Here is a 12,589-nt window from a genome sequence, read left to right on the forward strand (position 1 = left end):
GTTGCGTGCTCTGTCCTGTGTCATGGATCCTGTGTGCCGGCTTCCATTGTCTCAGGATCGCGGCCGGCAGTGGCTCATATTCGCAGCATCTTCACGGTTCTGACATCCGCTGTTCCCGCCGTCGGCACCTGCCATCAGGACAGGGCCGCTTCGAGCTTGGCTGCCAGCCCGTCGTAAGAGAACTGCTCCTCTGTCCATGCACGCGCCGCTTTGCCCATCGCTGCCCGTCCGTGCTCCGAGGACAGCAGGTCATCGATGGCAGTGGCGACATCGCTCGCATCCGCTGGCCGTTCCACCACCAAGCCGGTCCGGCCGTGGTTCACCGCTTCATGGCTTCCACCTGATCGGCCGGCGACCGCAGGCACACCGCAAGCAGCAGCCTCGACGAACACGATGCCGAATCCTTCTTGCTCGAGCCCTCCCCACCGGCTGCGGCACGGAGCTGCGAAGACATCTCCCATCGCTATGAACAACGGCACGTCATCGCCGCTGATGCGGCCGCAGAAGACGACGGGCACGCCGAGGCGCCGGGCGTGCCGCTCCAGCCGTCGCCGATCGCGCCCGGCTCCCGCAATTGCCAGCTGCAACCCGGCGTGTTTCGACTTCAGACGCGAGACGGCGTCGATGACTGCATCGAAACCCTTGCGCGGCACCAACCTGCTCAGACAGACCACCAGCGGCCCCCGCTCCAGGCCGAAGTTGCGGCGGGCGCGCAGCCGATCTTCGGCCCCGAGAGGCACGAACCTGTCGGTATCGACCCCCGGGGGCACCTCGGTGACGGGCAGCTCACGAGATGCGCATCGCTCCGCCTCGCCGGCCGCGTACCCGCCGGCTGAGATCACCAGCGAGGCATCTCGCAGCACCCGTGACAGCACTGCAGACAGGCCGGGCAATCGTGCCGGCACCGTCACCTCCGCACCGTGGAGCACCACGCCGTAGGGCACTCCGAGCAATGGTCCCAGCGCGCCGAGTGGCAATGCCGGGTCGAGCAGCACGATCTCGGCGCCGACCTCGTCGGCCAGGGCACGGATTTGCCTAACTAAGCCCGGATGCGGCAGCAGCACACGATCCCGGGTTCTCACGATCCGCATGGGCTGCGCGGCGTCGAACGGAGCGGCGTTGCGGTGGGGTGTCGTGAGCACCGTGGTGGCCTCGGGCGGCAGGCGGCGCCACAGCTCCCACAGGTAGCTCTGGATACCGCCGACCTTGGGCGGGAAGTCGTTGGTGACCAGGAGGTGGCGGCGCATCAGGCCGTCGCGTGCCGTGTGGGCACCGGGCGGGCGAGCTCAGCCGCCACCAGGCCGTCAGGGTCGTGGCTTCCCATCCCAGCGCATCGTGCTTCGGCGACCAGTTCGTCCCGCCCTAGCCGGCGAGCAGCCCACACGGCATGAGCTGCGACCACGTCCGAAGATGACGAGAGCGACCTGCGTAATACACCGTCGACGGCGCGCGAGCCAGGATCGCCCACGTTGCCGAGCACAACGAGGGCATTGCGTCGCAAGTACTCGGGACGTCGCCTGGGGACATACCAATGCCCGAAGGCGGCCATGAGGTCATCGTCGGTCATCTGGAGCAATTCGACGACACCGATAGAGCTCCCAGGGGCAGCACCGTCGCTGTGCATGCCGAGCTCGACGGGCTGACCGCGCGCTGGTGCGGCTGCGCCGTCGTTGACGGGGCAGACGGTCTGGCAGTCGTCACAGCCGTAGAGGCGATCGCCTAGGGCGACGCGGTATTCCGGCGGGAAGACTCCCGGCGCCTGGACCAGCCACGCCAAGCACCGGTTTGCATCGAGCACGCCCGCAGTGTCCAGCGCACCCGTCGGGCAGGCCGTCTGGCAGCGGCGGCAGGTGCCGCAGCCGTCGGCTTGAACGTCGTCTGAGCGCGGCAGCTCGGCAGTGGTGACCACCGAACCCAGCACGGTCCAGGAGCCGAGTTCTCGCGAAAGCAGCATGGTGTTGTGACCCAGCCATCCGAGTCCGGCACGGGCCGCAGCAGCTCGATCAACCAAGCGATTGTCATCGCAGACGGTCACGGCCTCGAAACCATTGCGTTGCAGGACCTCGCAGATTCGCTCGAGGCCAGCTCGCAACTCCCCGTAGGCATCGCTCGCCACATATGCCGCCACGGCCCCTCTGCCGCTGTGGGCGGTCCCAGACCCTTCAGGTATGTGGGGATCCGGCGGATCGTATCTGCGAGCGCAGACCACGATGCTGCGGGCACCGGCCAGGATGCCGGCAGGAGTGGTCGAGCGCTCCGGCCGCCCGTAGGTGAACCACATGCCGGCGTGCAGACCGGCCGCCTTGCGCTCGTCGATGGCTCGCCGCGCCTGTGCGAATGGCGCCGTGTCGGTTACGCCGACGGCATCGAGACCGGCGCTCGCTGCAGCGTGTCGGATCTGCTCAAGCAGCAACCGGTTCGCTCGCTGAGCCGCTGCGCGGTCGGGTGAACCTTCTCGTTGTCGCACCTGTCGTTTCCCGCTCTAGTTCGCTAACGCTCACGGGCCGCTCGGGCCACGGCATCGCCCCAGTGTGCCGTGAGGATGAGGCTCGCTTGTTCTCCCTCCGTTTTATGCTGGGAGCGGCGCTCGAGCCGCGGCCGGTGCAATGTACGAAGACCAAATTGACGTCTGGGTTGGCCGCCAATACGGCCCGTACAAGATCACCGGGGTGCTGGGCCGCGGCACCGTGGCGCACTGCTACCGGGCGATGACGCTGAGAGGCGACGAAGTCGGGCTCAAGGTGCTCACGCCGTTCGCCGAGGCACGGGCGGAGATCCGCTCACTCTTTGAGCAGGAATACGAGCTCATGGCGCGGCTGGGCCATCCGAACGTCCTCGCTGTCCACGGCGCCGGCGTCATCGGCGGGGCCCACTTCATGGAGATGGAGATCGTGGAGGGCGAGACCTTGGCCGACCGGTGCTCCAGCCGTCACCCGCCGAGCCTCGCCGAGAGCATTGCCATTGTCCAGCAGATCTGCGCAGCACTCGACCACGTCCACGAGCACCGGATCGTCCACCGCGATGTCAAGCCGTCGAACATCATGCTCGATGCTCGGCCCGACGGCAGCGATCGGGCAGTGCTCTTCGACTTCGGCCTGGCACACGATCTCGACGGGCCCCCGTCTCCGCCCGGCCGCGTCTATGGATCACCCATGTACCTATCGCCCGAACAGGCACTGGCGCAGCCGGTGGATGCTCGCACCGACATCTACGGGCTCGGATCCACGCTGTACGCGCTCGCTGTGGGCTCAGCGCCGTTCTACGGCGAAAGGAACGACCTGCTGCACGCACATGTCCGTACGCCGCCGCCTGACCCCGCAGAGCGAGGCGTTTCCGCCGAGCTCGCCGAGATCATCCTGGCTGCCATGGCCAAGGCCCCCGAAGAACGCTTCGCTAGCGGAGCCGACCTCGCTGCCGCCCTGGCAACCGTAGAGATCCCCGCCCACGAGAACGAACGACGCCGAGGTCTCCTGCGAAGGCTGACCAGCCGCACCTAAACCGAGTAGTGCCGCGGCGATAGCGGAGCAAGCTCAATCGACCCCATGGCGGTAGCGCTCGACTACTTCGGCTTCATCGATCCCGTACACCAGGACCGTCTCTGCCGGCCCCTCATCGAAGGCCACGATCGCCATCACGCGCCGATCCCCCGGGCGCACCCCGACGACGGTGCCGGTAGTGCCGACCAGCGAGGCGCGGCGGTCATCGGAGGTGTCTGCCAATCGGATGATGTCGCCGACCCCGAACGGCAGGGAGAGACCGACAACCACGTCAAGAGGCTGAGCCGGCGGCCAGCTCATTCGTGAGCTTGACTGCCGCTTCCAGCTTTGCCGCAGCACGTCCGTCAGCCACGGCGTCACGCGCCATCTCGAAGCCGTCGGCGAAGTCCTCCGCCAGCCCTGCCACGACCAATCCCGCGCCGGCATTCAGTTCCACGATCTGGGCTCGGGGCCCGGTCTCGTCTCCGGAGACGATCGCGTGCAGAATTTCCGCATTCCGTTGCGGGCTTCCGCCCCACAGCTCCGCTCGATTGACGCGCTCCAACCCGATCGACGTGGGATCGAACTGGTACTCATTCACAATCTCGCCATCGCGCACTTCGTAGATGCGCGTGAGATCGGTCAGCGTGATCTCATCCAGCCGGTCAGCACCGTGCACGACCAGTGACCGTTCCGAGCCGCGGGCCGCAAGCACACCGGCGACCCGTGGCGCCATGACCGGGTCGCTCACGCCCAGTACCTGCCGTTTCACGCGCGCCGGATTGGACAGCGGCCCGAGAAAGTTGAACGTCGTGGGCACGCCGAGCTCGGTGCGCACCGGTCCCGCAAAGCGCATCGCCGGATGGAATTTCTTGGCGAACGCGAATCCCAAGCCGATGTCCGCAATGCACCGCTCTACGTCCGGTCCGTCGAGGTCGATCACTAGGCCGAGTGCTCCGAGGGTGTCGAACGAACCTGACGAGGAAGTGGCTGCGACGGATCCGTGTTTGCAGATCACGGCGCCGGCTGCCGCGGCCACGAAGGCTGCCATGGTGGACACGCTGAGCGCGTGCCGCTGCCGGACCGGAGCACCGCCGCTGCCGACGATGTCGATGGCGCCATCGGGAGCCTTCAGAGGAACTGCTGCATCGTGCATGGCGTCCACGAGGCCCGTGAGCTCGGGGACCGAACCGCCCTTCATGCCCAAGGCGATGATGAAACCGGCCAGCTGGGCGTCAGTTGCGCGTTCGCTGAGGATGCTGCCGAGCGCCGCCCGGGCCACCTCCGGGCTCAAGTCGATGCCCGCGACCAGATCCGTGAGGACCGACTTCCATCCGCCGTAATGCTCGAGGGGATGAGCCTCGTCAGGATCAGCCCGTCCCATTAGATCGAGTAGGCCATCAGTTCGATGCGGCAGCCGCCTGAGCATTGCGGGCGCGTGCAGCTGCGCGGCGGCGGCGGCGGATGATGCGCACACGCTCGGCCGCGGTCTGCCCACCCCAAACGCCTTCCTTCTCCCGCACTGCGATGGCGTATTCCAGACACTCGCCAGACACGGCACACGCTGCGCAAACCGCTTTCGCCTCGAAGGCAGCCTCGTCATCGCCGTCGCTGTCGGGCGGGTAGAAGATCTCGGCTTCCAGACCCCGGCACGCCGCATGACGCTGCCAGGCGAGCAGATCCGTGGAGAGCCCACCGTGCTGGTCCATGACAACTCGGATGGGGTCAGGAGCGGTTGAACGTGGGCTCGCGGTCCGCGTGGCGGAGGGGGCCGGTGCTGTGACAGGAGGCATCTGACGCGCAATCTTGCCGATGCGCTGGTGTTTGTCAAGACCTTATTGAGCGTTCAGTATGGAGCGTGATGCGCAGCTTGTTGCAAGTGTTCGGTCGAACCGTCGAACGGCGGGCGGTCATCGGCGGCGCGCTGGTGTCCACCGGAACCGCGCTGGTGGTGGGTGTCGTAGCCGGGAGCTGGGTGGCGGAGCGAACTGCAGCGGCGTACGCCGTCAACGGCCTGCTGTTCGCGGGAATGATTGCCGGAGGCGCTGTTGCTGCAGCCCGGGCAACGAACCACCAGCTGCTGTCTGCAGTCCTCAGTTCGGGCCCGGTGATGGTCCTGGCCGTTGTGGTGCAGTTGATCCGCCGCTTCGGCTCGGGAGACGCAGTGGCGCCGCTTGGTCTCCCCCTCGTGATGCTCCTCGCAGCGTCGCTGGCCACGCTGGGCGGCATCTTGGCCGGCGTCGCCCAGCGGCGACGGCGGTCGCTGCTGGATGCCCGTGAGCCGCGTCGCCGCCGGCCCTGACCGAGCAGTCCGTCGCCAGAAGTAGCATTCGAGCCTGCGGTGAGTCGGCCGGGTGGCCGCGGATTGGGTTGCTTCGGCTGTCCGCAGCGTGCGGAGCAGTACGAAAGGCGCAGTTCGAGGAAGGTCGGGACTTCACAGGGCAGGGAGCTGGCTCGCAACCAGGCGCCGCGAGGCGACGGAAAGTGCAGCAGAGAGCAGACCGCCGATGGGCTGGGCCCGGTGTCCGGTCACAGGCAAGGGTGAAACGGTGCGGTAAGAGCGCACCATCGCCGGGGGCGACTCCGGCGGATCGGCAAACCCCTCCCGGAGCAAGGCCAAGCAGGGATCGGGCGGCCCGTCCGAAGATCCCGGGTAGGCCGCTCAGATGGATGGCCACCCCGACGGCAGCAGCCGACGGACAGAATCCCGCCTACAGGCCGACTCACCGCTTGTGCCGCCTGCGCTGCTGTCGATTCGGTGCCTCAGGCGTCGAGGTGGGACGTGTCGTTGTAGGACGTGAGTCTTGGCACAGATCCCCGGAAACCGATGGTGCTGATCTGTGCTTGTGACACGTGCAGGTGCCACGAGATCTCATCGAAGGTTCCCAGTGCCCATCTGACTGCCGATTTGATCGGTGAGACGTGGGTGAAAATGGCGATATTCCGGCCCGCCGCCGCAGCGGTCAGTTCATTGCACGCTGCGTTGACACGGTCGTTGAGCTGTGCCAGCGATTCGCCTCCGGGCGGCGCGAAGCCGGTGTCAGCACGCCAGTGCTGCCAGTCAGAGGCTCGTACTTCCGAGATGGGGATTCCGTCCCATTCGCCGTAGTCGAGTTCGGCCCAGCGTTCGTCGATGGCGATCTCCAGCCCCGTCAGCTCTGCGGTGGCTTGGGCAGTCTGATGTGCTCGCAACAGCGGTGATGAGATGATCCGATCCAGACGCTGATCGGCTCGGGCCAGTGCTGCGGCGATCTGATTCGCTTGCTGCACGCCTACTTCGTCGAGCTCGTTGTCGACGCGTCCTTGCAACAAGCCCGCCGCGTTGGCACTCGTGCGCCCGTGGCGTACGAGGATCAGCATGGGCGCCCGTGGCGTACGAGGATCAGCATGGCCGCCCGTGGCGTACGAGGATCAGCATGGGCGCCCGTGGCGTACGAGGATCAGCATGGCCGCCGCTCGGCTGCGAGAACCATTATCAACCGCCTTCTCGCCGGTACTGCGGGCCTGCACCGTACGCCAAGCGTCCAGTTCGCCAGAAGTCGGCTCGAACCTGCGGCTTGTGCGCCATGCCGGCGGAACGCCAGACCCACCAGCAGCCAAGCAGACCTGCGAGCTCCATGATGCAGATCAACCAGATGCCTCGTGTGGCCAGCGGAAGCGTTGCTTCGGCGGCATCGCCGGCGAAAGGCCACCAAAACAGCGCCGGCTGCGTCCATGCGCCGTCGAACACCTGGTGCCAGAAAACACCGATCGGCAACGCCAGCCACCTGCGCCGTGCCCGCCGGCGCCCGATGGTCAGCAGCATCACTGCAACGAGGCCACACACCGGCAGCGCCAGCGAGTGAGCCAGCGGTGCCCCGCCAGTTGCGGCATGCAGCACGTCGGGCAGGAGGGCTCCCGCCACGATGAGCCGATGATCGATCGCTGGATCTCCGAAGCACCAGCGCATCGCCACGAGCGAGGTCGCCACAAACCACAGCAGCATCAGCCCGGCCCCCTGCGCCAGCGCACCGGCGGATCCAACAGATCAGCGCACGAGCAGTGCCCCGCAATGGGGGCACTCCGCAAGTTCGTCGGGATCGAGGTTGGTGATGCGTTCGTAGTCGACCGAGGGAATCTCGAGATGGCACGCGCTGCAGGTGAGGCCGATGAGCCGGCCGAGCACGGGTGTGCCCCGGGCAGCAGCCAGGCGGTCTTCGTAGATCGACACCAACGCAGGGTCGGCTGAGGCAACGAGCGCGGCCCGCTCGTCGAGCACCTCGTCACGTTCGCCGCCCGCCTCGCTTTCAGCTGCCCCGATTGCGGCGTCCACGGTGGCCATCCGCCCGGCGGCCGAGGATTGGCGCTGCGCGAGGTCGGCCCGGGCGTCAGTGAGCGGCTCCAGTTCCTCCATCAGCTCGAGGATCTGATCCTCGATGTCGGTTTGGTGCCGCCCGAGGGCGTCTGCCTCGGCCGTGAGCGCTTCGGCTTCCTTGGGCGATGTCAGGTGGCTGCCGTACAGCCGCTCGGAATTGTGGGCGCGCTTGGCCTCGATGCGCGCAACTTCATCTTCATGCTTGCGCTGCTGGCGCTCCAGATCTGCGATCTGCGCGTCGAGCACCTTGGCTTCGGATGCCAGCACGCCGAGTTCGGCCTCGATAGCAGCCCGGATCTCGCGTTCGGGCAGGTTTCGGACGTGATGGATGATCTGGTCCAGCCGCACGTCGAGATCGCCGATCTGGGCAAGAACCTCGAGCGGGCTCGTCCGGGGAACTTCGTCGCCGGAAACGGGGCCAGGCGCAGAATCATCGGACTCGGGCGTCATTGCTGTCTGTCCGTCGAGTGAACGTGCATCGGGCTCAGGTTTGGTCCTCGTCAGTGCTGTCCACGCCGCTGTCCTCACCGGTCTCGTCCGCATTGTCGGGCGGCAGGGACTCGTCAGTATCGCCCACGGGTTCGGTCGCCCGCGCCCCGAGCTCGGTAGCGATCTGGGTGCAGCGGAGCCATTCGAACCTGGACTCGCCGCCGGTGTCGGGGACGGCAACCTTGCACAGCGCATCTGGCAGGGGCTCGAACTCGTTGTCATCGGTCGGGCGGACCATGCTGCATGGCAGGTTGAACTCCAGCGGGGGCTCCGAGGGCGACACGGCGATGGCGACCGAGCAGGTGTCCCCCGACAGGAAGAGGTACTGGCTAGCCCGTGGCGGCGGCGGCGCGGGTGCGAACCCTCGCAATGGCTCATCGGTCAGCGCCCGCTCCATGTAGGCAGACCAGATGCGCGCCGGTATCCAGCCGCCAGTGGCCCGCCGTTCCTGGATTTCTCCCATCGGCACTTGCTCGTCTGGATGGCCCATCCACACGGCGGTCGACATGTGCGGTGTGAAGCCCACGAACCAGGCGTCGTGGAATGACTGGGTCGTTCCGGTCTTGCCTGCCGAGACCTGACCGCTCTCCAGCGCCGAACGCGTGCCGGTTCCGGACCGCACGTTCTCCTCCAGCACCGATGTCACCCAGTCGGCTGTCGTTTGCGACACCACTCGCCGGCCGTGTGGCACATGCTCGTAGAGCACCTCGCCGAAATTGTTCTCGATGCGGGTCACATAGAACGGCTCCATCCGTACGCCGCCGTTGGCGAAGGTGCCGTATGCCACAGCCTGCTCAAGCGGGGTGATCTCCTGCGCTCCCAGCGAGATGGACGGGTACGGCAGGTAGCTGTCTGCGTCGGATCGCCCGACCAGCCGGTTCGCCATCCCGACCACCTCGTTCAGACCGGTGATCAATCCCAACCGGACAAACGCGCAGTTGGAACTGGCGGTGGCCTGTTCCTCCAGCGTGGCCACCCGGCCCGGGCTGTTGGCAAAGTTGCTCACCTCGTAATCGTCGAGCGGTGGATTGGGGAACACGCACGGGCCCTGTCCGCTGACGGTGTCGAACGGGTACAGACCAGCGCGTTCGATCGCTGCAGCGAGCACGTACGTCTTGAACGACGACCCTGGCTGGCGCCGTCCCTGGGTAGCGAGGTTGAACTCGGAATCGCTGAAGGCAGGGCCGCCGATGAATGCATGCACTGCTCCGGTCGCCGGATCCACGCTGACGATGGACACCTCGAACTCGCCTGTGCCTTCCGGCAGGACTTCTGCCACCGACGTGCGCATAGCCCGCTGCAATTCGGGACGCAGCGTTGTCCATACCCGCAGACCTCCGCCGAACACCTGGCTGAAGCGAGCTTGATAGGTGTCGCCGAGCGCCGGGTTTGCCAGCAGTGACCTCCGCACCTCGACCAGGAAGTAATCACGCCGAAGCGCAACGTCGGTGCGGCGCGGTGACAGGTTGCGGCTCGGCAGCGGTCTCCGCTCGAAGGCATCCCGCTGGGTCTCGGTGATAATCCCCGCGTCGACGGCCTGCTGCAGCGATCTGCTGCGGCGCCGCGTCATCGTGTCGATGTTCTGGTCGAACCCGTCAAACAAACCGGGACTGCGAATCAGGCTCGCGAGAAAAGCTGCATCGCCGACGTCGAGCGCCGAGACGTCCTTGCCGAAGTAGGTCTCGGCCCCGGCCTGCAGGCCGTACGCCCCGTTCCCGAGATACACCTCGTTGACGTAGAACTCGAGGATCTCTTCCTTGGTGAAGTCTTCCTCGAGTCGGGCAGCGATGACCGCCTCGCGGATCTTGCGGTTGAAACTGCGCTCGCTGCCCACCACACGCAGTTTCACGATCTGCTGGGTGATCGTGGAGCCGCCCGATGCGATCCCGCCAGCGGACACGTTCGAGACCAGGGCGCGTGCCGTCGCCCGCAGATCCACACCGTTGTGAAGCCAGAACTTGCTGTCCTCCACCGCCACGATGGTGGCAATCACGTCATCGGGCACCTGGTCCAGCGTGATGATCTCGCGGTCGACGTCGTTCACCAGGATGCCGATCGGATTGCCGTCGGAGTCGAAGACCTGGGTTCGCTGGGCACCGGGACGCAGATCGATGGTGATGTGATCTCGGTCTCGTTCGACCGCATCGAGCGTGCGCGCTGCGTGCGGCGCCGAGGCGCGGGCGCCGATCGTCACGACGGCTGCGCAGACCGCGATCATCACGGCCAGCAGGGGCAGCCGGGCGAGCCGGCGGGCGAGGTCCACGTTGAACTGCAAGGTACCGGGCAGAGCCGTGCGCCTCTGTGCGCCCGTTATGACATCTGCTCCGTGCGCCTTGGAGTCACACTGGTGGCGTGAGCGCGGATGTGGCGGACCTTGAGGCGCGTTGCGTTTGGATCATCGATGGGGGTCCTGTGGCGCCTCGACGGCTCCCGCCTGGCGAGCCTTCGTGCGTCATTGCGGTGGATCGTGGCTTGGCGTACACGCTGCGGCTGGGGCTGCGGCCTCACGTTGTGGTCGGCGACTTCGACTCCGTTGACGCTGCGACGCTCGAGCGGACACACGAGCAGTGGCCCGATCTGGTGATCCAGCGACACGATCGACACAAAGCGCACAGTGATCTTGACTTGGCGCTGAGCTTCGCCTGGGGGCTAGACCCTGCCGAGATTGCGTTGGCCGGCGGTGGCGGCGGCCGGCTCGACCACATGATGATCTCGGTGACGATGCTGGCACGGCCCCGGTATGCCGCGCTGCCGCTCACTGCCTACATCGGTGCGAGCGTCGTCCAGGCGGCAACGTCGGACATGAACATGAGATTGGCAGCCGACGACGGGAACCTGCTGACGCTGATGGCAGTGGGCGGCACCGCGAGCCTGCACACGAGTGGGCTTCGCTGGAACTTGACAGGAGCAACGCCGCTGGCCAGCGCGGCATCGCTCGGCCTGAGCAACGAACTCACTGAACCCGAGGCCCACGTCAGGGTCCAATCGGGCACCGTGCTGGCGATGCAGACACATGGCAAGCCGCTTCCGTAGCGATGCGCGCATGCTCGTGAATCGCCTGATCGCGCTGCCGCTTGCCGCCGTCGTGTGCGCGATTTCCCTCATGGCAGCCGGGTGCACCGAGACCGGGCAGGGATCTGCCGCGGTACGCGTTCTGACTCATCGTGACTTTCACCTGCCTGTCGACGCGCTGGAAGCCTTCACCGAGGAGACGGGCATCGAGATCGTGGTGTACCGGGAGGACACACCTGACGACGTGATCGATCTGCTCGAACGCAGCCGAGCCCATCCGGTCGCAGACGTGGTGGTCGGCGTCGACACGTTGGACCTTCAACACGTCATCGACAGCGGGCTCACTCAGCCGTATGTGCCGCTGGCACCCGGTCCGCTGGTCGAGGATCTGGCGGTGGGCGATCATGCGATGACGCCCATCAGCTACATCGACGCCTGCCTGAACTACCTGCCCTCGTTCTACGTCGTGCCCGAACGGCGCATCGATGAGCTGCCTGACGCTGAGCTCTTGCCGCCGCCGGTGCCTGGCGGTTTGGATGCGCTCTGGGATCCGGCTCATGCGGGAAGCGCAGTGATCCCGGATGCTGCAACGAGCAGGATGGGCGTGTATTTGCTGGTGGCGCTCGAGCGGCTGCATCCCGAGCGCGATGACGAGGAAACGACGCCATGGCCCCAGGTTCTCGACCAGATGCTGAGGTGGGACGTCGAGCTTGCCGCCAGCTGGGAGCTCGCCACGTTCGAACGTTTTGCCGGCGGGGAGCCGCCCGCTGAGCGACCAATCAGCCAGGACGAGCCTGATCCGGTGACACTTGAATCGTTGCGCGGGCGATTGCCGATGACCTGGGGCACGACGGGACTGCCGTCGGTGTACGCCCAGTACCAGCCAGGGCTGCCACCGTCACTGGACATAGCGGTCGTAACCGATGACTGCGTCCGGATCGGCTTCTATGCGGGCGTGGTCGCGGGAGCGCAGAACGCTTCTCTCGGGGGTCGGCTCATCGACGCCATGGGAGAGCCCCTGTTCCAGTTCGGCGTCAGCGATCGCTTCGGCTCGAGACCTGCCCGCAGCGACATCGTCAGCACGCCTGAGTGGAATGAGTTCGGGGTGACCGTGCACCCATACCGGCCCGATCCCGCCTATGTGGGGGCCCACTGGAAGGAATGGCAGCTCACCTGGAGCCAGGTGGTCCGCAACTTCGAGACCGGCCCCCCGCCCCCTGAACCCGAAGTGACCGTCACCCTCCCCTAGCGCCCACCG

13 protein-coding genes and 1 other RNA gene are annotated in these 12,589 nt (G+C 66.5%); 5 read left to right on the forward strand and 9 right to left on the reverse strand.

What is annotated here, in order from left to right:
* Nucleotides 1-134: 134 nt before the first annotated feature.
* Together ACOGXD_RS14300 and queG are read right to left on the reverse strand one after the other, a co-directional pair.
* On the reverse strand, nucleotides 135-1,247 hold the full coding sequence (locus ACOGXD_RS14300) for a glycosyltransferase family 4 protein (protein ID WP_419915687.1): 1,113 nt from the start codon (nucleotides 1,245-1,247) through the stop codon (nucleotides 135-137).
* On the reverse strand, nucleotides 1,247-2,467 hold the full coding sequence (gene queG / locus ACOGXD_RS14305; protein ID WP_419915688.1) for a tRNA epoxyqueuosine(34) reductase QueG: 1,221 nt from the start codon (nucleotides 2,465-2,467) through the stop codon (nucleotides 1,247-1,249). The genes ACOGXD_RS14300 and queG overlap by 1 nt, the downstream gene beginning before the upstream one ends.
* A gap of 139 nt (nucleotides 2,468-2,606) precedes the next feature.
* Between queG and ACOGXD_RS14310 the strand changes: the two genes are divergently transcribed.
* Nucleotides 2,607-3,497, forward strand: coding sequence for a serine/threonine-protein kinase (locus ACOGXD_RS14310; protein WP_419915689.1), 891 nt, complete (start codon nucleotides 2,607-2,609; stop codon nucleotides 3,495-3,497).
* Between the two features lie 33 nt (nucleotides 3,498-3,530).
* On the opposite strand, the gene ACOGXD_RS14315 is transcribed toward ACOGXD_RS14310, so the two are convergent.
* Genes ACOGXD_RS14315 through ACOGXD_RS14325 form a run of 3 tightly spaced genes read right to left on the reverse strand, consistent with a single transcriptional unit; the run spans nucleotide 3,531 to nucleotide 5,185 of the window.
* Nucleotides 3,531-3,767 carry a hypothetical protein gene (locus ACOGXD_RS14315; protein ID WP_419915690.1) on the reverse strand — a complete coding sequence of 79 codons (237 nt, stop codon included), beginning with the start codon at nucleotides 3,765-3,767 and terminating at the stop codon, nucleotides 3,531-3,533.
* A 1-nt stretch (nucleotide 3,768) separates the two neighbouring features.
* Nucleotides 3,769-4,860 (reverse strand): anthranilate phosphoribosyltransferase, encoded by a 1,092-nt coding sequence (trpD, locus tag ACOGXD_RS14320; protein ID WP_419915691.1) that lies wholly within the window; start codon nucleotides 4,858-4,860, stop codon nucleotides 3,769-3,771.
* A 16-nt stretch (nucleotides 4,861-4,876) separates the two neighbouring features.
* Nucleotides 4,877-5,185 (reverse strand): WhiB family transcriptional regulator, encoded by a 309-nt coding sequence (locus ACOGXD_RS14325; protein WP_419915692.1) that lies wholly within the window; start codon nucleotides 5,183-5,185, stop codon nucleotides 4,877-4,879.
* Nucleotides 5,186-5,337: 152 nt separating this feature from the next.
* On the opposite strand from ACOGXD_RS14325, the gene ACOGXD_RS14330 reads away from it, so the two are divergent.
* Nucleotides 5,338-5,778 carry a hypothetical protein gene (locus tag ACOGXD_RS14330; RefSeq protein WP_419915693.1) on the forward strand — a complete coding sequence of 147 codons (441 nt, stop codon included), beginning with the start codon at nucleotides 5,338-5,340 and terminating at the stop codon, nucleotides 5,776-5,778.
* 40 nt (nucleotides 5,779-5,818) lie between these two features.
* Nucleotides 5,819-6,206: RNase P RNA component class A (gene rnpB, locus ACOGXD_RS14335), an RNA gene on the forward strand.
* Between the two features lie 33 nt (nucleotides 6,207-6,239).
* Here the strand turns inward: rnpB and ACOGXD_RS14340 are convergent.
* The 4 genes from ACOGXD_RS14340 to ACOGXD_RS14355 all read right to left on the reverse strand — a co-directional run bounded on the left by ACOGXD_RS14340 (nucleotide 6,240) and on the right by ACOGXD_RS14355 (nucleotide 10,582).
* Nucleotides 6,240-6,836 (reverse strand): histidine phosphatase family protein, encoded by a 597-nt coding sequence (locus ACOGXD_RS14340; RefSeq protein WP_419915694.1) that lies wholly within the window; start codon nucleotides 6,834-6,836, stop codon nucleotides 6,240-6,242.
* 115 nt (nucleotides 6,837-6,951) lie between these two features.
* Entirely contained in the window at nucleotides 6,952-7,461 is a 510-nt protein-coding gene (locus ACOGXD_RS14345) for a hypothetical protein (RefSeq protein ID WP_419915695.1), read from the reverse strand.
* Nucleotides 7,462-7,503: 42 nt separating this feature from the next.
* The gene (locus ACOGXD_RS14350) at nucleotides 7,504-8,280 is read right to left on the reverse strand and encodes a zinc ribbon domain-containing protein (protein WP_419915696.1); all 777 of its coding nucleotides are present in this window, start codon (nucleotides 8,278-8,280) and stop codon (nucleotides 7,504-7,506) included.
* A 34-nt stretch (nucleotides 8,281-8,314) separates the two neighbouring features.
* Complete coding sequence (locus ACOGXD_RS14355) at nucleotides 8,315-10,582, reverse strand: transglycosylase domain-containing protein (RefSeq protein ID WP_419915697.1); 2,268 nt, start codon at nucleotides 10,580-10,582, stop codon at nucleotides 8,315-8,317.
* 89 nt (nucleotides 10,583-10,671) lie between these two features.
* Between ACOGXD_RS14355 and ACOGXD_RS14360 the strand changes: the two genes are divergently transcribed.
* Together ACOGXD_RS14360 and ACOGXD_RS14365 are read left to right on the forward strand one after the other, a co-directional pair.
* Nucleotides 10,672-11,352: a thiamine diphosphokinase gene (locus ACOGXD_RS14360; protein ID WP_419915698.1), complete on the forward strand. Its 681-nt coding sequence runs from the start codon at nucleotides 10,672-10,674 to the stop codon at nucleotides 11,350-11,352.
* A gap of 10 nt (nucleotides 11,353-11,362) precedes the next feature.
* Nucleotides 11,363-12,580: a hypothetical protein gene (locus ACOGXD_RS14365; protein ID WP_419915699.1), complete on the forward strand. Its 1,218-nt coding sequence runs from the start codon at nucleotides 11,363-11,365 to the stop codon at nucleotides 12,578-12,580.
* Nucleotides 12,581-12,589: the final 9 nt, after the last annotated feature.

The sequence above is a fragment of the Candidatus Poriferisodalis sp. genome, from assembly GCF_965204125.1.
Taxonomy (GTDB): Bacteria; Actinomycetota; Acidimicrobiia; order Acidimicrobiales; family Poriferisodalaceae; genus Poriferisodalis.

What these genes read in the sequence shown, in the direction of transcription:
- ACOGXD_RS14365 (WP_419915699.1), top strand. Translation starts at nt 11,363, where the DNA reads ATGCTCGTGAATCGCCTGATCGCGCTGCCGCTTGCCGCCGTCGTGTGC.
- ACOGXD_RS14350 (WP_419915696.1), bottom strand. Translation starts at nt 8,280, where the DNA reads ATGACGCCCGAGTCCGATGATTCTGCGCCTGGCCCCGTTTCCGGCGAC.
- ACOGXD_RS14340 (WP_419915694.1), bottom strand. Translation starts at nt 6,836, where the DNA reads ATGCTGATCCTCGTACGCCACGGGCGCACGAGTGCCAACGCGGCGGGC.
- ACOGXD_RS14345 (WP_419915695.1), bottom strand. Translation starts at nt 7,461, where the DNA reads ATGCTGCTGTGGTTTGTGGCGACCTCGCTCGTGGCGATGCGCTGGTGC.
- ACOGXD_RS14310 (WP_419915689.1), top strand. Translation starts at nt 2,607, where the DNA reads ATGTACGAAGACCAAATTGACGTCTGGGTTGGCCGCCAATACGGCCCG.
- ACOGXD_RS14325 (WP_419915692.1), bottom strand. Translation starts at nt 5,185, where the DNA reads ATGGACCAGCACGGTGGGCTCTCCACGGATCTGCTCGCCTGGCAGCGT.
- ACOGXD_RS14300 (WP_419915687.1), bottom strand. Translation starts at nt 1,247, where the DNA reads ATGCGCCGCCACCTCCTGGTCACCAACGACTTCCCGCCCAAGGTCGGC.
- ACOGXD_RS14330 (WP_419915693.1), top strand. Translation starts at nt 5,338, where the DNA reads ATGCGCAGCTTGTTGCAAGTGTTCGGTCGAACCGTCGAACGGCGGGCG.
- trpD (WP_419915691.1), bottom strand. Translation starts at nt 4,860, where the DNA reads ATGGGACGGGCTGATCCTGACGAGGCTCATCCCCTCGAGCATTACGGC.